This is a genomic window from Halobellus salinus (assembly GCF_014646875.1).
GTDB classification, from domain to species: Archaea; Halobacteriota; Halobacteria; order Halobacteriales; family Haloferacaceae; genus Haloquadratum; species Haloquadratum salinum.
The window spans coordinates 45,426-68,268 of sequence record NZ_BMOC01000007.1 but is presented as its reverse complement, the minus strand read 5'-3'; the positions used below and the strand labels follow the sequence as shown (position 1 = coordinate 68,268).

Sequence of the window (22,843 nt, the reverse complement as noted above, 5' to 3'; positions counted from 1 at the left end):
TCACCCCTCGACTCGCCGGTCATTCCGTGTCAAGCGTCTCGACGACCTCCGCCAGCGCGGCGCTGTCGGGCGAGGCGTGCTGCACCGACAGCGGGGAGACGCTGACTGCGGCGTCGACCATCGCCCGGCGGTCGGTCCCGACCGGGTACCGGCTGCGGTGCTCGTCGGTCGGTGGGAACGGGTTTTCCCACCCCACGACGCCGGGCCAGGTCCGGTCACGGAGGCGAACAACGTGTTCGTCGTCGCCGAGTTCCCCGGCGTCGACCCCGAGTTCGGTGGTGTCGCGGTCTGCGACCTCCAGCCGCTCTACGTCCTGTCCGTAGTCGTGGTACGGCTCGGTGAGAACGACCGGCGGGTTCGGTGCGTCGACCGGTGCGTTGACGTTCAGCAGGTCGACATCGTCGTAGACGCCGACATCGACCGCCCGGGAGATCAGCCGGGCGGCGATCCGGGCTGGGCGGCCGAAGTCGTACTCCGCTGGCGGCGAGAGAAAGAAGTCGGTGGAGTGGTACGCCGAAACCGCGAGTGCCGGCGTTCCTAAGAACGCAGCCTCGATCCCTGCACCGACGGTCCCGGAGCGCCCGACGACGTAGTTGCCGGCGTTTGGGCCGCTATTGACACCGGACACCACGATGTCGAAGTCGGTGTCGAGTCCGCGGAGTGCGTAGGCGACGCAGTCAGCGGGTGTCCCGACCAGCCCGTACCCCCACGGGTGGTCGCGAACCACCGCGGCCTCGCTTCGGGCGCGGCCGACGCCGCTCTGGTTTGATTCCGGCGCCACGACGGTGACATCGCCGAACGCGGTGAGCTCCGTCCGGAGCGTCGCGAGCCCCGGGGCGTTGATCCCGTCATCGTTCGTCAGCAGGATCGTGGGGTTGGCAGCCATCAGTGCCATCTTCGTCGAACCGCAGGTAGCCCTTCCGGTCCGGTTCCGGTGGAGACAGCCGGATCGATCAGAGAGCACCCGCTGGAAGGCTAGTGTCGCCACGGTGGTCGGGCGGTCCTACCGCCCAACCGGAACACGTGGAGTACGGCTTCGCGTGGTGGTCTGGGTTCGCTTCAGTGGTCACGCTGTGCGGGTCCGCCGCCGTGCGACTTCGGCGATGCCCGCGTTCGCCGAACAGTTTGGACAGGCGAGGAGTCGCCCGTGCTTGTCGGCGAAGACGCGCGCGAACCGGTCGGAGACGTGTGACCCGCAGTGGTCACAACTTGGCATGCGTGTGTCCGGCAGCCACCTGTTGCCGGTGCTTCGGGTACACACCCGGCATACATATGGCTTCCCGCGCACGCGCGCGAAGCCGAGAAACGTTCAGAAGACCGCTACATAACTGACCGTTCTTGGCTTTCTTGGAGGAAACCCGTGGCCCGCACACGGCTGGGCCCTCCACCCGGTGACGTGTCCGTGCTGCTCACGTCGACCCGTGACGCGCGTCGCTGACCGCCCGGGCAACGAGCCCCGCTTGGGCTCCGGCGACGAACCCCGCGTCAATGTTGACGACAGACAGCACCGTACACGACTGGAGGAGGCCGGCCAAGGCGGCGTCACCGTCCCCGCCGTGGCCGTAACCCGACGACACCGGCACACCGATGACCGGCGTGTCGACCAAGCCGGCAACGACCGTCGGAAGCGCCCCTTCGCGTCCCGCGGCGACGACCAGCACGTCCGCAGCCCGCAGCTCCTCGGTCTCGTCCAGCACCCGACCGAGGTGGGCGACACCGACGTCGTCGACCCGTGTCGTGTCAACGCCCATCACGCTGAGCACGGTCTCGGCCTCGGCCGCAACGGCAGCGTCGGCGGTCCCGCCGGTGACGATTGTGACCTCGGCATCAACCGTCGGACGCTCGTCCCCGCGGCACCGCGCTACGAGGGTCCGCCCGCGTTCGTCGTGGGCTACAGTCACGCCGTCGGCGACTTCGTCGGTCACGGCGGTGACGTCGGCCTCGGAGACACGAGTGACGAGCGCGTGGCCCGTCGTCTCCAGTGCGGCCTGTGTGAGCGTTGCGACCGCAGACGGCGACTTTCCCGCCGCGAGGATCCCCTCCGGTACCCCGCGCCGTGTCTCCCGGCCGGCGTCGAACCGGCCGGCATCGGTCGTGGCGTAGCCCCGGAGTTGCGTCTCGGCCTCGGCCGGGGAGACCTCGCCAGTTGCAACCGCTTCGAGTAACTCTCGCATACCCCTCCCTCGGCGGCGAAGTGGGACGTATGTGACGCTCGCCGGGCGACACACGCGTCTGTTCGGCCGCACCCGTCGGCTGGATCCGGCACCCCAACCGGCTGACCCGCCTCTCCGCGGCGGTCCCGCGGCGGCCGGAGCCCTGTTCGGGTATCCGGGTATATAAATCATTCTACTGTGAAACCCTACAGACGACAAGCACGGCCGGAGACGCCGGCGTTTTGGAAAATATTTTTATATAGTGCCGGTGTAGAACGACGCGTATGGCAGACCTTATTGTCAAAGCGGCAGTCAAGGAAGCGCTCGACGACAAGAACGTTTCGTCCGACTTCTACGGTGCACTCGACGACGAAGTCACCGAACTGCTCGAAGACGCCGCCCGGCGTGCCGAAGCGAACGACCGAAAGACGGTGCAGCCCCGCGACCTGTAGCTCGGTTCACGGTTCTGACCCCGATTTTTCATCTCGATACGGTCAGCGATGCGCCCGCGGGGGCAGTCACGACGAGAGGGTGTACCGATCACTCCAAGCGCTTGACCCCGTCGTCGGTGCCGACGTAGGCGGTGTCCACGAGGCCGACAAACAGCCCGTGTTCGACCACCCCGGGGACCGGCGACAACCGCCGTGCGAGCCCCGTAGGATCGTCGATCCGACCGAACGCGCAGTCCAACACCAGGTTTCCGTTGTCGGTGATCACCGGACCGTCCTTCGCCTCCGCGCGTCGGAGCGTCGGCTCCCCGTCGAGCGCTGCGACCGCCCGCTCAACCGCGGTGTAGGCGTCGGGGAGCACTTCCACGGGCACCGGGTGCGACAGCGTGTCGACGACCTTCGAGGGGTCCGCGACCACCACAAACCGGTCGGCAGCAGCGTCGACAACCTTCTCCCGGGCGTGGGCCGCGCCGCCACCCTTGATCGCCGTACAGTCGCGGTCGATCCGATCGGCGCCGTCGATCGCGAGGTCGATGCCGTCGACTTCGTTGAGTGACCGGAGCGGGATCCCGGCGTCCCGTGCGAGCCGGCGGGCGTCGAACGACGTGGGAACGCCTCGAACGTCCAGTCCGGCGTCGACCGCGTCGCCGATGGCGCGGATGGCGTGTGCGGCGGTGCTGCCGGTCCCCAACCCGACCACGTCGCCGTCCTCCACCGCCTCGGCGGCGCGCTCGCCCGCCCGCCGCTTCTGGCCGTCGGTGCCGTCCGTGGTCTTCATACCAGCCGTCTCGGGGAGGCGGGTGACAAAAGTTCCGCTGTGGGCCGGTGGTCGTCACTGCTGGGGCCGACGTGTCACAGCCGTTCGCGAACGGCGTCAACGTCGTACGCCAGCGACAGCGACCGCGACCGGCCGCGGCCCTCCACGTCGGCGTAGGCGGTGTCGACAACCCCGAGCTGGTCGAGCTTGTTCACGATCTCTGAGTAGCGGGTGTAGCCGAGCCCGGTCTCCTCGTGGAAGCCCTCGTAGACCTCGCCGGCTCGGTCGCCGTCGTGGTCGGCGATGACCGCGACGAGTTCGCGCTCCCGGTCGGAGAGGCCGCGGAGGCTCCGCGAGAGGTGGACGTGTTTCGACTTCTCGTAGGCCGCCTCGATGTCCTCGGTCTCGACGGTCCGGCTGGCGCGCATCTCCGCGTGGAGCCCGGCCCGCCGGAGCAGATCGATCCCGACGCGGATGTCGCCGCTCTCGGCGGTGAGTTCCGCAACGCGGTCGAGTTCAGGGGCGCCGACGACTCCACTGTGGAAGCCCCGCTTGACGCGTTCCCGCAGGATGTCGACGATCTCGTCGACGTCGTACACCGGAAAGTACACCTCCTCAGGTCGGAAAACGCTCTGGACCCGGGCGTCAAGCTCGTCGATAACGTCGAGCGAGAGATCAGAGGACACGACGACCACACCGATTCGCGCTCCCGAGTGCGCTTCGTGGGCGCGGAGCAACGAGTAGAGGGAATCGGAGGCCTCGTTCTCATAAAAGAGGTAGTTCACGTCGTCGAGCGCGACCGCCAGCACCTCGTCGTCTTCGACCAGTCGGTCGGTGATCTGCCCGAACAGCTTCTTGAAAGAGATGCCCGAGGCGGGTGGTTCGTACTCGAAGATGTGCTCGAAAACCCGGGAGAAGACGGCGTACCGCGTCGAGTCGACCTGGCAGTTGACCCGGACGGTCCGGACGTCGGTCTGGACACCGAGTTCGCCGAAGAGCTTCTGGACCGCGGTGGTCTTTCCGGTCCCGGGCGGGCCGCGGATCATCGTGTTGAGCGGGCGCGAGCCGCGGACTGCCGGGCGGAGCGCGTATTTCAGGCTTTCGAGCTGGGTCTCGCGGTGCTCGAAGGTCTCGGGCACGTAGTCGATCTCGAAGACGTGCTCGTCGCGGAACACCGACTCGTCCCACGACAGCATCCCCTCGTCGGGGTCGTCGCTCATCACGTGAACGACGGCGAGGAACTCACTTAACCGTTCCCCAGCCGGCGATGCGGGGGGAATCGGGGGTTCCGGGCGGCTCACTCTGTGACGAGGCGGTAGGCGCGAACCGCGGCGAAGACGGCGACCGCGAGCGCGACGACGCCGGCCACAAACGCGGTCAGGGACACGGACCCGCGGAGGAACGGCTCGATCCCGCCGACCGCGACTGCGAGTCCGATCCCTGCGAGCGCTACGTGAAAATCCACCGCCCACGCCGGCCAGTCAGAACTTCCGCAGCAGCCGATCGTAAAAGCCCGAGCCGTCATCTTCGGCCAGTTTCTCGACAATGAGCTCGGGGGTCGACCGCGCGAGGTGATCCTTGACCGGCGACCGGTTCACCACGAGTTCGCCGTCTTCGAGTCCGAGCGCCTCGATACCGTCGACCGCGACGTCGAAGTCTGCGGCCTCGCTGATCTCTCGGGCCAGATGCGAAACGAACACCGCAGTCGCGGCCTGCTCCGCTAAGGCCTCCAGGATCCCGGCGACAATCTTCGCAGAGGCACCGGGTTCGGTGATGCTTTCGAGTTCGTCGACGAGTACGAGCCGGTTTTCGGCGCCGTCGGCGACCCCCCGGAAATCCCGGAGCGTACTCTCGAACGCCCCCGCGTCGAGGGTGCCCTGGGTCTTCGCGTAGTAATGGAGTTCCGAGAAGCGCGCGAGTTCGACCCGGTCAGCGGGAACGGGCAGCCCCATCTGAGCGAGCACGACCACAAGCGCCGCCAGATCCAGCGTCGAGGTCTTCCCACCGGAGTTGACGCCCGACAGCAGCGTCGGGCCCGACACCGCGTAGTCGACGGGGTCGACGTTCTCGAAATCGACGTTCAAGAGCGGCGAGCGGCCGCCCTCGATGGTGATGCCGTGACCGTCCCCGTCGGCGTCGGATTCGCTTCCTTCACTCTCATCACTCTCGACGAATGTCGGTAGCGTACACTCGAAGTCGGCGGCAAAGCGCGCGACTGCGAGCTCCACGTCGACTTCCAGTGCGTCGCGGACCAGCGACTCCGCGGGGTCGCGCAACCCGGAGAGATCGGCCGCGAGTTCCCGCTTCAACCGGGCGGCGCGGCGGTCTCTCGCGGTTTTGAGTTCGGTCCGGAGCCGCGAGATCACCGACTCCTCGTGGGCGACGGGGAAGGCGGGGTCCTCGGGAAATGCCCGCTCGGCGAACCCCGCCTCCTCGGGCTTGAGATCGAGCGCCTCAACCAGGTGCCCGCGGGCGGCGTCGACCGCGTCGGCGTACTCGTCGGCGAGCTCCCGGTCTAACAGGGAGTCGACGCGGGCGCCCTGTTCGACCAAGGAGAGGAAGTCGGTGCCATCGATGGTCACGTCGCGCTCCCGGATCGCGTCGCGCAGCCGGTCGTTAGCGACCGATTCTGCCGTACTGACCGCGGCGTCGAGGTCGCCGACCGCGGTCAACAGACGGCCGAGTTCCACGTCGCCAACCACGGTGCCGTCGTCGTCGACTCGGTCAAGCGCGTTCCGGAGGGCGTCGAGGTCGCAGCCGGGGGAGATGCCGGCGGCTTCGGCGACCTCGGCGGCCGCGAGGAGCCGGGAGCGGTTCCTCGCGAAGAAGGCGAGCACGCGCTCGGGGACGATCTCGTCGGGGTGTTCGAGCGCGTCGGGGCGGATCCGAACGTCGCCGTCGACATCGACGCCGGCGAACCGCTCGTCGAGTGCGATCACCGTGGCATAGGAGCGTGCGAGCTCCGCCAGCCCACGGGTGTCTTCGACGACCTCGACAGAGAGTTCGGGGAATGCGTCCTCCGCGGCGGCGAACCGCTCGGCGTCGGCGGTGGCGAGACACCGATCACGGACCCGACGCGTCGGCGGCGGTTCGAGGGGTTCGACGCCAGCCAGGGCGTTGCGGACCGCCGGATCGGAGTCGCGGTCGGTCGCGCGGTCGGTCGCGCGGTCGACGAACGCCCGGACCTCCGAGATCCGCGACGCCGATTGCGTTGGATAGAAGGTCGCGACGCGTTTGGCGCCGTAGTCGGTGACGGTCCGCTCCCGGAGGAGATCGAGGGCGTCCTCGTAGACCTCCCGGGCGCGGCCGGTGGCGAGAAACCCGCCGTCGTCGCCGTGGCGCCGCCGGATCGCCCCGCGGGCGACCACAGCGGCCCGCCCCTCCGAGAGGCCGGGGGCTCGCGCGAGGGTGGCGACGTCGCCCTCTTCGAGCGCCCGTTCGGCGCCGTCGAGCTCCGCAAGCGCGGCCGCGGTCTTCTCGCCGACCCCCGGGATGGCCTCGAACTCCATTCGAGCGGCGTTGGCTCCGCATCCGACAAAACGTTACGGGTCTTGGTAGTACGACGAGCGGGATGGGAACAGGATCACCGGAACTGTGACGACGATTCCGGAAGCCCCCGCCCCTTCCAGTCCCACCCAGCGGTGGCTGTCTGTTCGGCACTCTGACATCCAAACACGGGCCTTTCGCCGCCGCTCGCGCCGTCCCATCCCCACCGAGGCCACGACAACGCGCTTTTGCGACTCCGCGCTAGTGGTCGGGGTATGCAGACCGACTCCGACGCCGTAGCCGACGCGGGCGACGCGGGCGACGTGGACGTCGCCGCTGATCCGAACGCCAACGGCGACACGACCGCACTCGACACCAAGGCCGCGACAGTCCGGGAGTCGCTCGCCGAGTGCGACGGCGTGCTGATCGCCTTTTCGGGCGGTGTCGACTCCTCGGTCGTCGCGGCGCTCGCACACGACGCGCTCGGCGACGACGCGGTGGCGTGTACCGCCAAATCCGAGACGCTCCCCGCCGCGGAGCTCGACGACGCCCGCCGGGTGGCCGACGAGATTGGGATCCGCCACGAGGTCGTCGAATTCTCCGAACTCGACGATCCCGACTTCGTCGCGAACGGCGACGACCGGTGCTACCACTGCCGCACGATGCGGCTGGGTCGGATGTACGAAGCCGCCCACGACCTCGGGATTCCGACGGTGTGCGACGGCACCAACGCCTCCGACCCCGGCGAGGGCCACCGCCCGGGCCTCCAAGCCGTCGAGGAGTTGGAGGTGCGGTCGCCGCTCCTGGAGGCTGGAATCGGGAAGGCGGCGGTCCGGGCGATCGCCGACAGTCGTGGGCTTTCGGTCGCGGACAAGCCGTCGATGGCGTGTCTCTCTTCGCGGATCCCGACCGGACTGGAGGTCACCGACGAGCGGCTCTCGCGGATCGAGACCGCCGAACGCGTGCTCAGAGAGTGGGGGTTCGCCCAGTTCCGGGTGCGCGACCACGACGGCCTCGCTCGGATCGAGATCGACCCCGACGAACTCGACGCCGCGCTGAATCACGACTTCGTGGTCGCCGCCCGGGAACACCTCTCGGATCTGGGGTTCGACCACGTCACGCTCGACCTCCACGGCTACCGGACGGGGAGCGTCAGTCCAGACGAGGACGGCGCGGACGAAACGGAGACCGGTAGCGACGCCGATGACCCGGCCGTCGCGGACGTCTTCGGTACCGACTACCCGACCGGGGAGTGATCCGGGTCCGTCCCTCCCGGAGCGGGGAGACGCGGCCGACAGTTCACCCCGACCGATCCTCGCGAGCGCCGAGCAGGAGGCGGAGCGCCTCGTAGCCGACCACCAGTCCGACAGCGATCCCGCCGGCCACCACCGGGCGGAGGCTCACTCCGGCGATCAACCGAAGCACGACCGGGTCGGGGCTCCCGAGATACCCCACGATAGCGGCGACGAGCCACACCGGACGCCGGGCGGTGTCGACCGCGAGGCGTGCCCGGAGCAGCCGTCGGGAGCGGCCGAAGCGACGCAGGAGGACCGAAACAAGCTCGAACACACCGACGAGCGCACCCGCGATGAGCAGGGGGGTGTACACCGCGAGGCCGTTGGCGGTGAGCGTTTCGACCGCCACCGAGGGGAGGAGGTCGTAGTACCCCACCGGAGCCGGCAGGGAGCTGAGGAGGTAGCCGACGAGCGCCGCGACCACGACGGCGTAGGGACGCCGGGCCGCCAGTTTCTCCGAGGTGAGCGCGAACGACCCGCTCGCGGTCCATCTGAGCGCGAGCAGCGTCCCCTCGAACAGCGTGATCATAGTCACGCCGATGATGATCGGCGCCATCCCCGTCGGGTCGGGGCTAACCAGGAACGCCAGCCCGAGGAACGCCCCCCAGAACAGCAACCGGCGGTCCTCCAGCCACGTCCGGGTGACGAGCCGCATCATGATCGCGAGCATGATGAACAACGGGATCTGGAAGATGATCGCGTTGTACGCCATGAGGATCAGAATGAGGTTGAACGTCTCCTTCAGCCCGAACGCCACGACCGCCGTCCCGGTGGTGTAGGAGGTGAAGTACGCGAAGATCGCCGGAAGCACGATGAAATGTGCAAACGAGATCCCGACGAACGCGAGTACGATGCTCGTCGGGACCGCCGCGAGGTAGTAGCGCCGCTCCTTCGGGTAGAGCCCGGGGCGCATGAACAGATACGTCTCGTAGACGAACACCGGCAACCCGACCACCAGCCCGCCCAGCGCGGCGACCTTGAGTTCGGTCAGGAGGAGCTCAAGCGGGCCGTACACCCGGGGTCGGCGGTCCGTGAGCTCCGGCGCGCCGGGGACGTGTTTGTTCCAGAGGAAGTCGATAACCTCGGTCGAACTCACCAGATCGAGCCCGAACGCCGAGTTGGCGAGATCCGCACCGGGATACAGCAGTAGCGTGATGATGCCGCCGACCCCGAGTACGACCGCCAGCCGGTGGATCATCTCCTCGATGTGATCGGCCAGCGGCATCTCCTCGTCGCTCTCGGGGCCGTCCGAGACGAGTCCGTCGTCGATCAGCGACTCTTCGGACGCCGTCCCGGCCCCGCCCCCGGTTGCGGCGTCCCCCGCTGCCGTCGGTGTCCCCCCGTCGGTGCCGGTGACCTCGGCGGCGTCGGCGGGTGCGCCCCTGTTGTCGGGCCAGATCTCGTCCGACTCGTCGTCGGAGGAGGTGTCGTCGGTTGACTCGCCGGTGTCGTCACTGTCGCTGCCGGTGTCGTCACTGTCGCTGCCGGTGTCGTCACTGTCGCTGCCGGTGTCGTCACTGTCGCTGCCGGTGTCGTCACTGCCGCTGCCGGTGTCGTCACTGTCGCTGCCGGTGTCGTCACTGTCGCTGCCGGTGTCGTCACTGTCGCTGCCGGTGTCGTCACTGCCGCTGCCGGCCCGCAGGCGTTCAACCGTCTCCGCCGCGTCAACTTCGGTCGGTCCTCCGTCAGCCGACCCGTCCCCGGTAGTGTCGGCGTCCGGGTCGGTCGAATCGGCCGTGACCGGGTCGTCGTCGGAGCGGTCCGAGGGGTCGGACGCGGGCGCGTCGGCGTCCGACGGCGTTCCGGCGGCAGCGCTCCCTGGCTCGTCGTCCACGGAGGACTCGCCGTCGGAGGCCCGACCTGCACGCTCCGAATCGTCGCCCATTCACCCGTGGATCGCTCCGCGGTTCTTATAGGCCTTTCCGCATCGGCTCGGTCCGTCGGTCCCGGTCGAAAAGATTGATAACCGCCAACGGGCTGATGTCAGGTATGTCCAGCGCGCTCGACAACGACACCCGGGCAACCCTCAACGCCGGCCGGGAGACCGCCGGCGCTATGCTGCGGGCCGCCCAGAAGGACCTCCAGAAGGTCTTCGTGTTCTTTCTGGTCGGCTTTCTCGGGACGTTCTACGCGCTCCGACTCTACATCTGGGACTTCCTCAAGCGGGTCACCCGCGCACGGATGTCCGCGCAGGTCAGTGGGGACGTCTCGATCATCGCCCAAACCCCCTTTGACGTCATCCTGCTGCAAGCGAAGATCGGGCTTGTTGTCGGCGTTGTGCTCGCCGTCCCGTCGTTCGTCTACTTCTCGCAGGACGCGCTGAAGGAGCGCGATCTGTGGCCCTCCTCGCCCGTGCCGGCCTGGCAACTCGCGTTGATCTTCGCGGGGATACTGACGCTTTTCGTTGCGGGTGTGGCGTACGGCTACTACGTCTTTTTCCCATTCACGTTCGCGTTCCTCGCACAGAACGCCATCGCCGCCGGGTTCACCCCTACCTACTCCATCGTCAAGTGGGCGCAGTTCATTTTCCTTCTCACCGCGTCGTTCGGGCTGGCGAGCCAACTCCCGCTGGCGATGACCGGGCTGTCGTACGCCGAAATCGTCCCCTACGAGACGTTCCGCGACAAGTGGCGGTACGCCGTCGTCGCCGTCTTCGCCGTCGGCGCACTGTTCACGCCACCGGACCCGTTCACCCAGATTATGTGGGCGATCCCGGTGTTGTCCCTCTACGGATTCAGCCTCTACCTTGCGAAGGTCGTCACCACCGCCCGCCGCGGCAGCGAGCGGATGGACGTCCGCGGAAGCGCCCGGGCACACTGGAACACCATCGCGGGGACCGCGGCGGTCGGTGGCTTCCTCGTGTACGCGTTCTTCGCCCGTGGCGGCGTCAGCTACGTCGACCGGGGCCTCGCCGCGATCGGCAGCGACTACGTTGTTACCGCCCCGGAGTCGTCGCTCGTTCTCGGCACATACGTGACCATCGCAGCGGTCGCGGCCGCGGCGATCGCCCTCGGCTACTTCGTCTATAACGACCTCGATGACCTCGCGGTCGTGGAGGCTGGCATCGGCGACCCCGCCGCGATCGACCTCGGGGATCTCGACGCCGGGGGCGTCCGCGCCGCCCCACCGGAGGTCTTCGCCACGCTGGATGAGGAGGCGGCGATGGCCGCCGCCGGGGACGCGATTGACGCCGGCGACAAGGAGAAAGCACAAGCCATCGTCAACCGCTTCGACGAGGACGGCGGTGTGGACGAAGCGGCCGAGGACGAACCCCAGTCTGAACCCGCAGCGGACTCCCCGGCGGGGTCGGTCGCGACCGGCGATGGATCGACCTCCGGCGGGATCGCCGACCGGGCCACACGCGCCAGCGGCGCGTTCTTCGACGCGTTCTCCAGTGACACCGGCGACGGCGACACGGCCGACACCGGCGGTGCCGGCGCGTCGGCCGAAGGCGACGCGGCCGACGACGACTTTGAGGGATACTACACCGACCTCAGGTTCATTCTCGATTCTATCACCTCCGGGTCGTTCCGGATTGTCGGGCTGTTTATGATCGTGCTCGCGGGGGTGTTCGGGTGGCTCTACACCGGCGGGATCAAGCGTGTCTACGAGGACTTCCTGGCGCGGCTCCCCGCGCAGGTACGGCCCGAGGAGGTGCTGAACATCGTTGCGCTCCACCCGATGGAGGCGCTGGTGTTCGAGGTGAAGCTCTCGACAATCATCGCGGCGTTGGTGACGCTTCCACTGATCGCGTACTACGCGTGGCCGGCGTTCCGGGACCGAAGCCTCGTTCGCCACCGTCGCCGCGCGGTCTTCGCGTGGACCGGCGCGCTCACCGCGGGACTGCTCGGTGGGTTCGCGCTCGGTTACACCACGATCGCGCCGTCGATCATCTCAGGGCTGGTCAACGACGCTGTCGTCGCGGAGATGGTGATCGCCTACCGAATCACCAACTTCTTTTGGCTCATCTTCTTCACTACCGCGGGGATCGGGCTCCTAGCCGACGTACCGATCCTGATGATCCTCTTGAACACAACCGGAGTCGGCTACGACTCGATGCGCGGCCGGTGGCGGGAGGTCACTGTCGCCGTTCTCGCGGCCGCCGCGCTGTTCACACCGGCGGACGTGCTCACGATGTTCATCGTCACCATCCCGCTGATGGCGGCGTACGGGGCCGGGCTGGGGATCCTGTTCGTCGTGACTCTCGGCGGCCGGCGGGACCTGGCCGCTCCCCGGGCCGACGTGCGGTAGCGACCACCTATCGGCTGGTCGTGGTGGTTTGGGACCGCCCGCGGGGGGTTGTGTGACGGGCGCGGCTGCGTTCGGGACCGCTGGGAAACGCCCCGCCGGCGTTTCTTATTCACGGGGTGGGTGAAACCGGTGTGGACGAACTCGACTTCCTCGTTGTCGGCTCGAGATCGGTTGGATGTCGCCAACGCCGCCGCGAACCAGGGTCAGTCCGTCGGAATCGTCGAGAAGGGGCCGCTCGGCGGGACGTGTCTCAACCGCGGGTGCATCCCCTCGAAGATGCTGCTGTACCACGCCGACATACTGGAGCTCATCAAAGCGCCGGCGAGTACGGCATCGACGCGGAAGTGAACGGTGTCGACTTCGAGACGGCCGTCCGGGAGGTGAACAATGACGTCGACGCGGACGCGGCGTCGATCCGACGCGGACTCAACGCTTGAAATACGGTGCGAACCACGAGGCCCAGACCACGGCGCTGAATATGTTCGGCGACGACCTCGTGCCGGTCGACTACGCCGCCGTGCCGTGGGCGGTGTTCGCGTCGTCGGAGGTCGCCGGCGTCGGCGCGACCGAAGACGAATTACGGGACGAGGGCCGGGAGTACGCCACCCGGACGTACCGCTACAACCAGACCGATCGCGGCGACGCTATGCACGCCGACGGCTTCCTAAAGGCGATTATCGACCGCAACGGCACCATCATAGGGTGTCACATCGTCGGCCCTGACGCGGCGACGCTGTTCCAGGAGGTCGTGGTGGCGATGAAGGCGGGATCGGGAACTGTCCAGGACATCCGGGGGTCGATCCACATCCACCCCGCGCTTTCGGAGGTCGTCCAGCGCGGCTTCTCCGGGCAGTTCACTCACGGCCGAAGCCGTGGATAGCTCAAACCGCTCCGTTGAATCGCGGGGTTTGAGTGATACTGTCGACTATAGCCGACAGTATGAGGCCGAAGGTACACCAATTCTGAGACCACCGCTCACAGACTCGTACAGGGGTACGCAGCTTCCGGCTGTCGACGGGACACCGCTGTGCAACACGACAGTTTGCCCCTCTGTGCGATTACAGCTCTTCTTTCATGTCGTTACGCCGGTATCGTTCAAGTAGTTCGTAGCCGGTTACCTCCCCAGCCGTATCAAACATGATCTCGTAGCGGCCGATAATATCCTGTGTGCTAGGGATAGCACTCCGCTCAACCACCTCAACGACCGTCCGCCAGCCGCCGCCGTCCGGTGTCTCCGCTTTAATAGTTCCCTCGAATTGGTGGTCTAACAGCGCTTTGGCGGCTTCCTCCGCTCGTCGTTGAGCATCAGCGAGACTGAGCGCCTCGCTCGACGGTGAGGAGGTGTTGTCGTCGCCCTGCGTGTCCCGCTCGGTGTCGCTATCGCCGGCATCCGCTGTCTCTGATGGGTCCCCTCCGTCGGGAGCGGACAGCGCCTCGGCGCGTTCGCTTTCGTTGTCGTGATCCGATCGGTCGTTTGCTGGGTTTGTCATACTTCTGTCTGGGACACCGAGTCTTAAGAAAGACTGGCTCCCATCCTGTCAAGCGTGGCATCGATCCCGTCTCGGAGCTCGTGGACATCGCTCCGCTGGCCCACTTTTGAGGCCAGTACGTCCGTACAGATGTCAGCTATGGTCGCCGTATCAAGGGTATCGGCGGTGGTTGCCCCTTCGGCGGCCATAATTTCGGCTCGTGTGCCGACAGTAATGTCGAGCGTTTCGCGGAGTTCGCGCATAATTCGCACAATCTGTTCAATCTCCGTACTGCCGAGCGCCTCCACGTGGGCTTGTACGATCTCGATTTCCGTCTCACGGTCGTAGAAGTTCATGTAGATGCCGATGAGGCGATCGAGCAACGCATCCTGTGGTTCGTGGACGCCGGCGTACTCAACGGAGTTCGAGGTGAGGATGGCTTGAAACTCGGGGTGGACATCGACGTGGCGTGAGTCGCCACGCTTCCCCGGCAACTCGAGAACGCCTTCTTCGAAGACCGACAGTAGCACGTTGTTCGCGACGGGTTTGGTGCGGGAGAACTCGTTGTAGACGAGCGTCGCGCCCTCTTTAACAGCGAGTGTCAGGGGGTTATCCACCCACCGATCTCGGATGATATCCTTGCTCTTGAACACATTATGGATGTATTGATCCCGCTCTGAGATCCGTTCTTCCTCAGCGTATTCGCCAACGAGATCGCTCGTCGTGAGTTCGGCGTCGCCGTTGATCCAAACCACGGGGCGGTCGCGCTCCCGTGCGACGTGCATCGCCACCGAGGTTTTTCCGCTGCCGGTGGGGCCGATCACGTGGACAGGACGCCCCACATCAAGCCACCGCTCCATCCGCGTTTGCACCTGCTTGACGGCCTCGGTTTCGATAAACGGCTGCTGTTCGGGGATAAAATTCCCATCGGTGTCAGTCGGTGGCTCCTGACGGCGACCATCGTGGGTCTTTTCCAGCCGCTCGATCTCTTTATCTTCTTGCTGCTGTGTTCGCTGTTGTTTCTTTTCCTCGTGTGAGGAGCGCACCTGTGAGCCACGTACCTTTCGTTTCCGGGAGTTGTCCACCATAATTAATCATTTGGCCGGAGTGGGGCGTCATCGCCGAACTCATCGCGGTAGTCCTGAATCGTCATATCGTGTGTCTGGAGGTGGGGTTCCGTGATCGCCTTGTAGTATTCGCCACACATCCGACACTCGATCATATTTTCCGGTGCTTCCTCCGTGACGTGTTCTTCGCCTGTCTCGTCGGACACATTCGCAGGACCACCTGCTGCGTCCTGAGCCGGTGGTTCAGCTTCGACCGGGTCGGTGTCTGCTTCGACGCCACGGGCGTCGACGTCAGTGTCGTCTGGTGAGGCCTCTGCGTCCGCGTCGACGTCAGTGTCGTCTGGTGAGGCCTCTGCGTCCGCGTCGACGTCAGTGTCGTCTGGTGAGGTCTCTGCGTCCGCGTCGACGTCAGTGTCGTCTGGTGAGGCCTCTGCGTCCGCGTCGACGTCAGTGTCGATTTCGGCGGATTCGGCCTCCGTGTCAGCGGCAACTGCCTCGGTTGTGGCCTCGTGGCCGTAGAACCTACGAACGAAGGCGGCGAAGCCTTGCTCGGTCGCTTCGAGCTCTGCTCGGAAGTCACCGATCGCCTCACGCAGTGAGTCAACCCCTTCGGCGTGGAACTCCTCTCGGTACTCTGCGACGGCGTCGGCGGTGGCATCGAAGCTGTCGCGTTGGTCCGCGGTGGCGGCGTGGAACTGATCGATCTCGGCGTTGAACTCGTCGGAGTACGCCGCAAACGCCTCGTTGGTGGTGTTCATTTCCGTCCGGAACGCCGCAATCGCGGCCAGGAGGTCGTCGATGTCCTGTTTGTCTTCGACGTCTGCCGCGAAGGTGTCAGCGTATGTGTTGAACGCGTCTCGGAGCTCGCGGATCACGTCCCGCTGGGTGTCAATGTCGTCGCGCAAAACCCCAACGTCGGCGGCGAACTCGTCGCGGTACCTGTCGAATGCATCTGTCGTACTACCCATCTCCGCCCGGACATCGCTGATCGCAGCAACGAGGTCGTCGACCTCGTCTGCTTTCGTTTCGACGTCGGCTGCAAACTCCTCAGCGTATGATTCGAACTCGTACTGTGCCTCCGCGAACTCCTCGCGGGCCGCTCTCATCTCGTCGCGTTTGTCTGTGACACTCATAGGGTGACTGTGTACCCGGGGTGGTAATGCTGTTTCAGGGACAATACAGTACTCACACGCCGGGTTAGGAGGCCCGTACGTCAGGCCTCGGCGCCGGCAGTAAGTTCGGCCTGTTCGATTTTAGCGATTTCCTCTGCGTAGTGGAGGAACGTGTCCACCGAGGCGGCGACGACTCGTGCCTCGACGGTCAGGATCTCGATGCCCACCAAAGACAGGCGGGCGTATACGTCTACGACAACGCCTTTGTCCAGTACGCGGTCAAGGACTTCTGCCAAGCTTGAGGAATCTGGTTGTGCCATCGGTAATCTGGGTGTTACCCGGTCGTAACCAGATCCGGCTATTAAAATTATGTTTGGATGATTTCACTGTCTGTAATGAGGAAAATCTATAAGTGTAAATGCACCGGAAACTCCGGTGACGGGGTGTGGAGCGGTCCCCATACAGCGGTGGTGAACGCCCGCTACCGCGACTAGAGTATAATGATTTCACCACGTCCGGCTCAATCGCCTGCAGACCACGGTGGCTTCGCGCCATTCCCCCGGGAAGTTAGCCGCTTTTTCACGGGTGACGTCGGGCAGGCGCTCCTCGTCAACGGTGCACCAGGCACAGGCAAAACCCTGTTTACAATCCGTGGTCTCGACATGATGAATCGGGATGGTGATGCCCTCTACGTGTCCACACGTGTTGACCAAGAGACGATCCACGGGATGTACTTCGACGATCACTCATCGCTCAACACGACTGCGATTCTCGACCTCTCGCAGGACCCATTCGACCTCCCACTGGATGTAGACGTTCCGTTCGAGAAACTCAACCTGGACTCACTGATCAGGTGGATCCAAGAGATCAGCGCTGCGACCACCCAACTCACAATCGCATTCGACAGCTGGGAACTCACCTACGAGTACCTGAGTGCGCGCAGCGACGACCCCCCCAGCATCGAGGCGGTGACGAACCAGCTGGTCGTTCTTGCGCGTGAGGAGAACATCCGTTTGATCTTGGTGTCGGAAACAGCAGAGCCCGTATCGCTTGAGTACGTCGTTGATGGTGTCATCACCCTCAATGTTGAAGACGACGAGCGGGGGCGAACACGTCGGTATCTTCAGTTAAAAAAGCTCCGGGGTGTCCGGATCGGGAACCGTTTACAGCCGTTCACCCTGGCCGACGGCCGGTTTCAATCGATCACACCGGTCAGACTGCCGACGGTCAGAACAGGAACGGGAGATGGCTCGTGGGAGTCATTGGTGAACTCAAAGGCCAAATTCTCGACGGGTATCCGTGACCTCGATCGTTTCCTCTCGGACGGGTACAACCGCGGCAGCGTCGTTCATCTCGACTTCGGGGCCGAACTGTGCCGTGACGCGTGGTCCGTGCTGACGCTCCCGACAATTCGCAACTTCCTTTCCCGGAAGATGGGTGTCGCGGTTGTCCCCCCACAGAAAGCCAGTCCTGGCTTACTACACAACGACCTCACCACGGTGCTGTCTCAACAGACCTTCGACGATTACTGTCATATATTCGAGGCGTATGTGGGCCCCACTGACGGCGGAGGTCAAGGCGCCCAGCCGGACACTCACGCGTCCGCTGGGGAGACGACACCGACATCCACACGGGCCGTCACAGCGACGCCGGCAGAGGCGACGTGTACACAGGGCGAGAAGCCCCCGTCAGTTGACGGAGTTGCGGGGCGAGAGCAGTCGCGGCCGGTCGGTAACAAGTTCGAGTCGCCAGTGAAAGGCGGTCAGCTCTCGTATGGGGCGTATATAACCTATACCGAACAGGTGCGGAACGAAACCGAAGATCCGCTGTTGCACGTGATCAGTATGGACGCAGCGCAGGAGGCGTTCGAAGCCAGGTTGGGGGACTTTGCGAACTACGTCGCGCTCCACAACGATCTGGCTCTCCTCCTCACCAACCCTGGGACTGAACTCCGCACGTGGGCGGATCGAGTTGCGGATATGCACCTTCGGCTGGAACGATTTGGTGATGCCACTATCCTGTATGGCGAGAACCCACTGACACCCCTGCTCGGAATCGGTACCACGCGGTCTGAGTCGATCACAAAAACCACGCTCACGGAGATGGTGTGACAGTGGACGACCTACTGGAAGAACTCGCCGCGGACGTTGATACCGACACCGTAGGCTCAGTTACATTCTCAGACCTCGAATCGATACTCGACACCGGTAGTGAGTCACCTCAGGCAAGCCGACGGGACGACGAGTGGTCGGTGCAACACCACGCGGACGCGCCGCTGACTGACGACGCGTCTACGACGATGGGCAGGTGGGTTGACAGTGACCAACTGCACACGGTCAGGGATGAGATCGTTACCGAGTATATCGACGAAATCCTTCTCCTTATGATTGGTATGCGCAACGGTGCCTGCGGCAAGGAACTGTTAGAGGACGTTCGGAGGGTGTTTAATACGGACCTGAGCCCGGGCACGGTGTATCCGCATTTGACCGACCTTGCAGACAGTGGCACTATTGAGGTACACAGATTGCGTAAGAGCAAGGTGTACAAGATATCGGATCTCGAGGAGGTACTCACCCGAGTAGACCGCGTGGCTGATCAGTTACTGCTGTTTTCGTTCGTGCTCAGAGTAGCCCTGAGTGATTGCAAGGACAATCAACACCATCGGAGTTCGACCAATGAGTGAGAACATATACACGTACGGAATTGTCGAACAGGAAGATCTTGAGGTAGCCACCGAAGGCGTCGCTGGCGCAGACCGGATTTACACGGTTGATTACAGGACCTTCTCCGCAGTCGTGTCCGACATCGATACGACTGAGCCTGAACGTACCGACGAGGACGTAGAGGCGCACAATACCGTCTTACAACGCGTGCTGGAGTACGATGGGGGGCGGACAGTCGTCCCGATGAGTTTTGGGATGGCGTTCAAAAACAAGCGCACGCTCAAAGGCGTACTACGCAGCGCACGACGCGCGTTGCGTAGTACGTTCAACGATATCAAGGGGACTGTCGAACTTGGTGTGAAGATACTCGCGCCTGCTGACGACGCGACCCCTCGAGAAAACGTCTACGCATCTGTCACAGACCAACTGACAGGGTTGAGTGCCAGCGAAACTGAGAACGATCTGTTCATGGACCGCCTGATCGTCAACAAGTCGTACCTCGTAGACCGTGACCAGCGCGACGCCTTCGATGCCGCGATTGATGGGATTGAGTCGGAGTACGACGACGAGTTGATCATCAAGTACACCGGACCGTGGCCCCCATACAACTTCGTAGATATCCATATTGGGGCCGAGCAACAGGGGGGGCGGTAACACATGTTCATTATAGACGATCTGCTGGTGAAACCGTTTCTCTCGCTGGTGGACATCATACACACGATGGCGCTTGACGAGATGTACGATACCGACGCGATCCGGGATGATATCAAGGAAAACCGACTTCTCTACGAGGTGGGTGAGCGGTCCGAAGACGAATATCAACGGCGCAAGCAAGAGCTCGAGATACAACTCGAACTGGCGCAACAGATACAAGAACAGATGCGCGGCCGCGTGGAGATCAAACAGTAATGCCACCGCACAAAGACAACGACGAGACGCCCGACAGCGAGCGTGAGAACACAGCCACCCAGCCGACAGGTCTGCTTGACCAGTTGCAGATCCTCCTCAAGGCGCTTGCCGAGATCGACAGGGAGGAAGGAGGTCACCGCCGCGGGTCGGGACAGAGTGACCGCGGAGCGAGTCGCATCGACTATGAGTATACTGTGTCAATCGGGCTGGGACAGAGTGACCACTCACCGGGCACGGGGGCATCACCGTCTCGGTCGCATTCCGAACAGCGATCGTACCCCCGGAGAAGCGTGGGTGATTCGATAGCCATCGAAACCCGTGAGGGAACAAGTGATGACGAACGTATCATAATCGCTGATCTGCCGGGTGTGGCTGACGACGACGTTGTTGATGCCGAGATTGCTGCCGATGAGCCGGAGTTGATCCTCTGGGTCAATGGGACGGAAATCAAGCGGGTTCCGCTTGGTCAGTCCGAAGTGAGGATTACCGACATAACGGTCAACAACCAGGTGCTCGAAATACGCGCCTCACACGCGTCGGATTCCAGCCGAGGTGAGACTACATGAGTGACAAACACCAACAGCGACACGAGCGGAAAGCGCGACAAGCACGGGCTAAAGCACAACACAGCCGGGACAACGCGCGCCGCAAGTTGCTCCGACAGCGCGAGAACCTCGCTCGACGGCGGAAACGTAACCGCGAGCAGTCGGAGGCCCGACGCAACGAGGCTGATGAGAGTGGAGACGGGGTAGAAAACCCGGCGGCGCACTCAACGGTGCCGCCGCAGAAGACGAACGCTGAAAACGCGGTTCGAAACTCTCACTCGGCCGTCCCGTCGACCCCCAAGTACTCGGCTGCGCCGGGGCGCGAGCGGTTGTACGGACAGCGTCTCCACCAGCGAACAACAAGCGAACCCGCGGGGTCAGCCGGTACGTCGGACACCACTACGACTCCGTTAGACCGGAGTACTAACGAGGACCAGACTAATGAGTGATCCGAAGCCGACGCGCTCGCAAGGTGACCTCGCCGAAATGGTAGAGATGCTGTTGGATAAGGGGGTTGTCGTCAACGCCGATGTCGTCGTCAGCGTTGGGGATACAGAGCTGCTTGGGATCGAACTGCGGGCGGCGATTGCCTCCTTCGAAACAGCGGCTGAGTACGGGCTCGAATTTCCTACTGGGACAGACATGGAGCGTGTCGAATCCGCTGCGAATATCCCGGCAGACCCGTCCGAGTCCGGCACCGAAACCGAGCCCTCGCCAGCGACCGAACCGGCACCGTCCCCGTCGGGGAGTCCCTCATCGACACCACCCTCATCGTCGGAGCAGAGCGATTAATATGCAACTGGCCCTTGATGATGACGCCGATGATGTCCAAGGTGGGCTTACGGCACTGGTTGTAACCGTTATCGAACTGCTGGTTGAAGCTCTCGAGCAAGAGGCCGTCCGTCGGATGGAATCAGGGACGCTCTCGGAGGAGGACATCGAACAGTTGGGTCAGCAGTTGCAAGCGCTGGAAGACGAGATTGAGCGGCTGAAACAGCAAGAAGACATCGATGACGACGTGTCTGAGTTCAAGAATGATCTCGACCACGTCGTCCGCGACGCGATCGAACAGGTCTCCGAGCACGAAACGCACCCGTTTCAGAGGGCAGCGCACGGACAGGACGATAACGGATGACAGATCGCTCCCGGTCGCTGGACGACGCACAGACCACCGCGGCGGACGATGAGCAATCCGTTCGGCAGGGGCGCTATCTGTACTGTGCGGTCGATACCACGACCTCGGACACAGAGACACTACCCACGGCAGGCATCGACGGGAACCGCGTGTACCTCATCGAGAGTGACGAAATCGGTGCTGTCGTTCACGACTGTGACACGGTGTATACTGCAGACGACCTCGAACGGATCAAACAATGGGTGGTTACCCACCAGCAGGTGGTTGACGCAGCAGGTGACGTATTCGGGACACCGCTGCCAATGCGGTTTGACACCGTTCTTGAGGGGGGTGACGAAAGCGTCAAACACTGGTTGGCCGACCAGTATGAGAGCATCCACAGAGACGTACAGTCGTTTGCAGGGATGTGGGAGTACCGCATCACTCTGGAGTGGGATCCGTCCCCGTTTGAGGACCGAATTACGGAGCGGGATGACCGACTTCAGGAGTTGCAACAGCGCCAACAACAATCGGGTGCAGGAAAACAGTTCCTGCTCGAGAAACAGTACGATAAGCACGTTCGAGAATTGAAACACGATCAACGGACCGAACTAGCAGCGCAGTTGAAAGAGACTATCACCCCGGTGGTGAACAGCCTCGTCGAACAGGACTCGCGCCCCACGCTCTCCGGCGATGCCGACACATCTACCGAGCAGGAGCAGGTCTTACAAGTAGCCGTTCTTGCGGACGAAGACGCCGAAAAGCTGCTCGGTGAGCGATTGGATACAATCGTCGAACAGAATGGGGTAGAGATCCGATTCACCGGGCCGTGGCCCCCGTATACGTTCGCGCCAGATATTGGATCAGAGTAATGGAGCCAACGAAAGACGAGACCCACGCAATAGTCGAGCTTGTCGACGTGCTGTTACGTGAGGGTGTCGTAGTGCAAGCGGACGTGATCGTGACAGTTGCTGACATTCCGCTGGTCGGAATTAGTCTTCGAGCTGCAATCGCTGGTATGACAACGATGACCGACTACGGTATGTTTGAGGAGTGGGACGCTGCGCATCGACACACGGGGACAACGACAAACCGAGACCGATGAGCAGTCGTATCCGAGGGTGCCGCAGATGAGTGTGAATCTGTCTCCAATGTGTCGAACGGGCGTATAGTTAGCGTTCTGACATTCTTCCACGACTGAAGTCGTGGGGGTACCGGTCACAGACCGGCCGTCCCACGGCGGGAGGTTCCTCACCCGTGGCACCGCACGGTGGGGTTGTGGGCCGTGCCAGTTCGGCCCCCGACTCGGATAGTGGGCGTTGTTTTGCCCCACGAGGGGTGTATATCCGTACCCGGGACTCGGTAGCACTACTCACAACACGAACCGTGGTCGTTGTTTCGGGTGGTGTGATATACTGAGTAGGGACACATATGCAACCGACGAACCGAGAGGAAGAAACCCAAACCACAGACAGGCGGACGGCCGTCAAGCGGATTCTTACGCATATCTGTCAACGGGACGTCTCGCGCTCCCAACCGGCATCCACTTCACCTGGTCGTCGGAACGGGTGCC

At 63.9% G+C, this 22,843-nt stretch carries 26 protein-coding genes and 1 pseudogene; 15 read left to right on the top strand and 12 right to left on the bottom strand.

The annotated features are described in order from the left end of the window. Positions 1-19: 19 nt before the first annotated feature. The 3 genes from surE to larB all read right to left on the bottom strand — a co-directional run bounded on the left by surE (position 20) and on the right by larB (position 2,174). On the bottom strand, positions 20-886 hold the full coding sequence (gene surE, locus IEX72_RS07185; protein WP_188786693.1) for a 5'/3'-nucleotidase SurE: 867 nt from the start codon (positions 884-886) through the stop codon (positions 20-22). 180 nt (positions 887-1,066) lie between these two features. Then, complete coding sequence (locus IEX72_RS15645; protein WP_425603791.1) at positions 1,067-1,216, bottom strand: DUF7563 family protein; 150 nt, start codon at positions 1,214-1,216, stop codon at positions 1,067-1,069. A 193-nt stretch (positions 1,217-1,409) separates the two neighbouring features. Beyond that, positions 1,410-2,174 (bottom strand): nickel pincer cofactor biosynthesis protein LarB, encoded by a 765-nt coding sequence (gene larB / locus IEX72_RS07180; protein WP_188786692.1) that lies wholly within the window; start codon positions 2,172-2,174, stop codon positions 1,410-1,412. A gap of 263 nt (positions 2,175-2,437) precedes the next feature. Here larB and IEX72_RS07175 point away from each other — a divergent pair, with 263 nt between their 5' ends. Then, positions 2,438-2,605, top strand: coding sequence for a DUF1931 domain-containing protein (locus IEX72_RS07175; protein WP_185194266.1), 168 nt, complete (start codon positions 2,438-2,440; stop codon positions 2,603-2,605). Between the two features lie 88 nt (positions 2,606-2,693). On the opposite strand, the gene rpiA is transcribed toward IEX72_RS07175, so the two are convergent. The 4 genes from rpiA to IEX72_RS07155 all read right to left on the bottom strand — a co-directional run bounded on the left by rpiA (position 2,694) and on the right by IEX72_RS07155 (position 6,868). Next, positions 2,694-3,380 carry a ribose-5-phosphate isomerase RpiA gene (rpiA, locus tag IEX72_RS07170; RefSeq protein ID WP_188786691.1) on the bottom strand — a complete coding sequence of 229 codons (687 nt, stop codon included), beginning with the start codon at positions 3,378-3,380 and terminating at the stop codon, positions 2,694-2,696. Positions 3,381-3,454: 74 nt separating this feature from the next. Then, on the bottom strand, positions 3,455-4,579 hold the full coding sequence (locus tag IEX72_RS07165; RefSeq protein WP_188786690.1) for an ORC1-type DNA replication protein: 1,125 nt from the start codon (positions 4,577-4,579) through the stop codon (positions 3,455-3,457). A 77-nt stretch (positions 4,580-4,656) separates the two neighbouring features. Beyond that, positions 4,657-4,824, bottom strand: coding sequence for a hypothetical protein (locus tag IEX72_RS07160; protein WP_188786689.1), 168 nt, complete (start codon positions 4,822-4,824; stop codon positions 4,657-4,659). A 16-nt stretch (positions 4,825-4,840) separates the two neighbouring features. Then, positions 4,841-6,868, bottom strand: coding sequence for a MutS-related protein (locus IEX72_RS07155; protein WP_188786688.1), 2,028 nt, complete (start codon positions 6,866-6,868; stop codon positions 4,841-4,843). A gap of 252 nt (positions 6,869-7,120) precedes the next feature. Between IEX72_RS07155 and larE the strand changes: the two genes are divergently transcribed. Then, complete coding sequence (gene larE / locus IEX72_RS07150) at positions 7,121-8,101, top strand: ATP-dependent sacrificial sulfur transferase LarE (RefSeq protein WP_188786687.1); 981 nt, start codon at positions 7,121-7,123, stop codon at positions 8,099-8,101. A 517-nt stretch (positions 8,102-8,618) separates the two neighbouring features. On the opposite strand, the pseudogene tatC (IEX72_RS07145) reads toward larE, so the two are convergent. After that, a pseudogene (gene tatC, locus IEX72_RS07145) lies at positions 8,619-10,025 on the bottom strand (twin-arginine translocase subunit TatC); the annotation flags it as partial. A 104-nt stretch (positions 10,026-10,129) separates the two neighbouring features. Here tatC (IEX72_RS07145) and tatC (IEX72_RS07140) point away from each other — a divergent pair. The 3 genes from tatC (IEX72_RS07140) (at position 10,130) to IEX72_RS15635 (ending at position 13,271) form a co-directional block, all read left to right on the top strand. Then, the gene (gene tatC / locus IEX72_RS07140; protein WP_188786686.1) at positions 10,130-12,391 is read left to right on the top strand and encodes a twin-arginine translocase subunit TatC; all 2,262 of its coding nucleotides are present in this window, start codon (positions 10,130-10,132) and stop codon (positions 12,389-12,391) included. Between the two features lie 153 nt (positions 12,392-12,544). Beyond that, positions 12,545-12,739 (top strand): hypothetical protein, encoded by a 195-nt coding sequence (locus IEX72_RS15640; RefSeq protein ID WP_229663773.1) that lies wholly within the window; start codon positions 12,545-12,547, stop codon positions 12,737-12,739. Positions 12,740-12,824: 85 nt separating this feature from the next. Then, complete coding sequence (locus IEX72_RS15635) at positions 12,825-13,271, top strand: NAD(P)/FAD-dependent oxidoreductase (RefSeq protein WP_229663772.1); 447 nt, start codon at positions 12,825-12,827, stop codon at positions 13,269-13,271. Between the two features lie 178 nt (positions 13,272-13,449). Here the strand turns inward: IEX72_RS15635 and IEX72_RS07130 are convergent, their stop codons facing one another. From IEX72_RS07130 to gvpA, 4 genes are all read right to left on the bottom strand, one after another. Then, positions 13,450-13,881 (bottom strand): gas vesicle protein GvpO, encoded by a 432-nt coding sequence (locus IEX72_RS07130; RefSeq protein WP_188786685.1) that lies wholly within the window; start codon positions 13,879-13,881, stop codon positions 13,450-13,452. Between the two features lie 23 nt (positions 13,882-13,904). Then, positions 13,905-14,948, bottom strand: coding sequence for a gas vesicle protein GvpN (gene gvpN / locus IEX72_RS07125; RefSeq protein WP_188786684.1), 1,044 nt, complete (start codon positions 14,946-14,948; stop codon positions 13,905-13,907). A gap of 2 nt (positions 14,949-14,950) precedes the next feature. Beyond that, positions 14,951-16,060, bottom strand: coding sequence for a MucR family transcriptional regulator (locus IEX72_RS07120; RefSeq protein ID WP_188786683.1), 1,110 nt, complete (start codon positions 16,058-16,060; stop codon positions 14,951-14,953). A gap of 80 nt (positions 16,061-16,140) precedes the next feature. Continuing rightward, a complete protein-coding gene (gene gvpA, locus IEX72_RS07115; RefSeq protein WP_188786682.1) occupies positions 16,141-16,359 on the bottom strand; it encodes a gas vesicle protein GvpA in 219 nt (72 codons plus the stop codon). A 180-nt stretch (positions 16,360-16,539) separates the two neighbouring features. Here gvpA and IEX72_RS07110 point away from each other — a divergent pair, with 180 nt between their 5' ends. From IEX72_RS07110 to gvpM, 10 genes are read left to right on the top strand one after another with little or no spacing between them, the layout of a single operon-like run. Beyond that, positions 16,540-18,150 carry a gas vesicle protein GvpD basic region 2 domain-containing protein gene (locus tag IEX72_RS07110; protein ID WP_188786681.1) on the top strand — a complete coding sequence of 537 codons (1,611 nt, stop codon included), beginning with the start codon at positions 16,540-16,542 and terminating at the stop codon, positions 18,148-18,150. After that, on the top strand, positions 18,147-18,722 hold the full coding sequence (locus IEX72_RS07105) for a winged helix-turn-helix domain-containing protein (RefSeq protein ID WP_229663771.1): 576 nt from the start codon (positions 18,147-18,149) through the stop codon (positions 18,720-18,722). The genes IEX72_RS07110 and IEX72_RS07105 overlap by 4 nt, the downstream gene beginning before the upstream one ends. Then, positions 18,715-19,356: a gas vesicle protein GvpF gene (gene gvpF / locus IEX72_RS07100; RefSeq protein ID WP_188786680.1), complete on the top strand. Its 642-nt coding sequence runs from the start codon at positions 18,715-18,717 to the stop codon at positions 19,354-19,356. The genes IEX72_RS07105 and gvpF overlap by 8 nt, the downstream gene beginning before the upstream one ends. A gap of 3 nt (positions 19,357-19,359) precedes the next feature. Further along, positions 19,360-19,611, top strand: coding sequence for a gas vesicle protein GvpG (gvpG, locus tag IEX72_RS07095; protein WP_188786679.1), 252 nt, complete (start codon positions 19,360-19,362; stop codon positions 19,609-19,611). Next, on the top strand, positions 19,611-20,177 hold the full coding sequence (gvpH, locus tag IEX72_RS07090; RefSeq protein WP_188786678.1) for a gas vesicle protein GvpH: 567 nt from the start codon (positions 19,611-19,613) through the stop codon (positions 20,175-20,177). Before gvpG ends, gvpH begins: the two co-directional genes overlap by 1 nt. Continuing rightward, the gene (locus IEX72_RS07085) at positions 20,174-20,605 is read left to right on the top strand and encodes a protein gvpI (protein WP_229663770.1); all 432 of its coding nucleotides are present in this window, start codon (positions 20,174-20,176) and stop codon (positions 20,603-20,605) included. Before gvpH ends, IEX72_RS07085 begins: the two co-directional genes overlap by 4 nt. Beyond that, positions 20,598-20,948, top strand: a complete 351-nt coding sequence (gene gvpJ, locus IEX72_RS07080; RefSeq protein WP_188786677.1) for a gas vesicle protein GvpJ — start codon at positions 20,598-20,600, stop codon at positions 20,946-20,948. Before IEX72_RS07085 ends, gvpJ begins: the two co-directional genes overlap by 8 nt. Beyond that, the gene (locus tag IEX72_RS07075; protein ID WP_188786768.1) at positions 20,944-21,291 is read left to right on the top strand and encodes a gas vesicle protein K; all 348 of its coding nucleotides are present in this window, start codon (positions 20,944-20,946) and stop codon (positions 21,289-21,291) included. The genes gvpJ and IEX72_RS07075 overlap by 5 nt, the downstream gene beginning before the upstream one ends. Continuing rightward, positions 21,288-22,142 carry a gas vesicle protein GvpL gene (gene gvpL, locus IEX72_RS07070; protein ID WP_188786676.1) on the top strand — a complete coding sequence of 285 codons (855 nt, stop codon included), beginning with the start codon at positions 21,288-21,290 and terminating at the stop codon, positions 22,140-22,142. The genes IEX72_RS07075 and gvpL overlap by 4 nt, the downstream gene beginning before the upstream one ends. Then, on the top strand, positions 22,142-22,375 hold the full coding sequence (gene gvpM, locus IEX72_RS07065) for a gas vesicle protein GvpM (RefSeq protein WP_188786675.1): 234 nt from the start codon (positions 22,142-22,144) through the stop codon (positions 22,373-22,375). Before gvpL ends, gvpM begins: the two co-directional genes overlap by 1 nt. Positions 22,376-22,843 lie beyond the last annotated feature (468 nt).

Excerpts from the sequence above, each read along its gene's own strand:
- tatC (WP_188786686.1), top strand. The coding sequence starts at position 10,130 with ATGTCCAGCGCGCTCGACAACGACACCCGGGCAACCCTCAACGCCGGC.
- IEX72_RS07130 (WP_188786685.1), bottom strand. The coding sequence starts at position 13,881 with ATGACAAACCCAGCAAACGACCGATCGGATCACGACAACGAAAGCGAA.
- IEX72_RS07175 (WP_185194266.1), top strand. The coding sequence starts at position 2,438 with ATGGCAGACCTTATTGTCAAAGCGGCAGTCAAGGAAGCGCTCGACGAC.
- IEX72_RS07120 (WP_188786683.1), bottom strand. The coding sequence starts at position 16,060 with ATGAGTGTCACAGACAAACGCGACGAGATGAGAGCGGCCCGCGAGGAG.
- rpiA (WP_188786691.1), bottom strand. The coding sequence starts at position 3,380 with ATGAAGACCACGGACGGCACCGACGGCCAGAAGCGGCGGGCGGGCGAG.
- gvpJ (WP_188786677.1), top strand. The coding sequence starts at position 20,598 with ATGAGTGATCCGAAGCCGACGCGCTCGCAAGGTGACCTCGCCGAAATG.
- gvpM (WP_188786675.1), top strand. The coding sequence starts at position 22,142 with ATGGAGCCAACGAAAGACGAGACCCACGCAATAGTCGAGCTTGTCGAC.
- gvpL (WP_188786676.1), top strand. The coding sequence starts at position 21,288 with ATGACAGATCGCTCCCGGTCGCTGGACGACGCACAGACCACCGCGGCG.
- gvpN (WP_188786684.1), bottom strand. The coding sequence starts at position 14,948 with ATGGTGGACAACTCCCGGAAACGAAAGGTACGTGGCTCACAGGTGCGC.
- gvpH (WP_188786678.1), top strand. The coding sequence starts at position 19,611 with ATGCCACCGCACAAAGACAACGACGAGACGCCCGACAGCGAGCGTGAG.
- gvpA (WP_188786682.1), bottom strand. The coding sequence starts at position 16,359 with ATGGCACAACCAGATTCCTCAAGCTTGGCAGAAGTCCTTGACCGCGTA.
- IEX72_RS07155 (WP_188786688.1), bottom strand. The coding sequence starts at position 6,868 with ATGGAGTTCGAGGCCATCCCGGGGGTCGGCGAGAAGACCGCGGCCGCG.
- gvpG (WP_188786679.1), top strand. The coding sequence starts at position 19,360 with ATGTTCATTATAGACGATCTGCTGGTGAAACCGTTTCTCTCGCTGGTG.
- IEX72_RS07165 (WP_188786690.1), bottom strand. The coding sequence starts at position 4,579 with ATGAGCGACGACCCCGACGAGGGGATGCTGTCGTGGGACGAGTCGGTG.
- gvpF (WP_188786680.1), top strand. The coding sequence starts at position 18,715 with ATGAGTGAGAACATATACACGTACGGAATTGTCGAACAGGAAGATCTT.
- IEX72_RS07085 (WP_229663770.1), top strand. The coding sequence starts at position 20,174 with ATGAGTGACAAACACCAACAGCGACACGAGCGGAAAGCGCGACAAGCA.
- IEX72_RS07110 (WP_188786681.1), top strand. The coding sequence starts at position 16,540 with ATGATTTCACCACGTCCGGCTCAATCGCCTGCAGACCACGGTGGCTTC.
- IEX72_RS15645 (WP_425603791.1), bottom strand. The coding sequence starts at position 1,216 with ATGCCAAGTTGTGACCACTGCGGGTCACACGTCTCCGACCGGTTCGCG.
- larB (WP_188786692.1), bottom strand. The coding sequence starts at position 2,174 with ATGCGAGAGTTACTCGAAGCGGTTGCAACTGGCGAGGTCTCCCCGGCC.
- surE (WP_188786693.1), bottom strand. The coding sequence starts at position 886 with ATGGCTGCCAACCCCACGATCCTGCTGACGAACGATGACGGGATCAAC.
- larE (WP_188786687.1), top strand. The coding sequence starts at position 7,121 with ATGCAGACCGACTCCGACGCCGTAGCCGACGCGGGCGACGCGGGCGAC.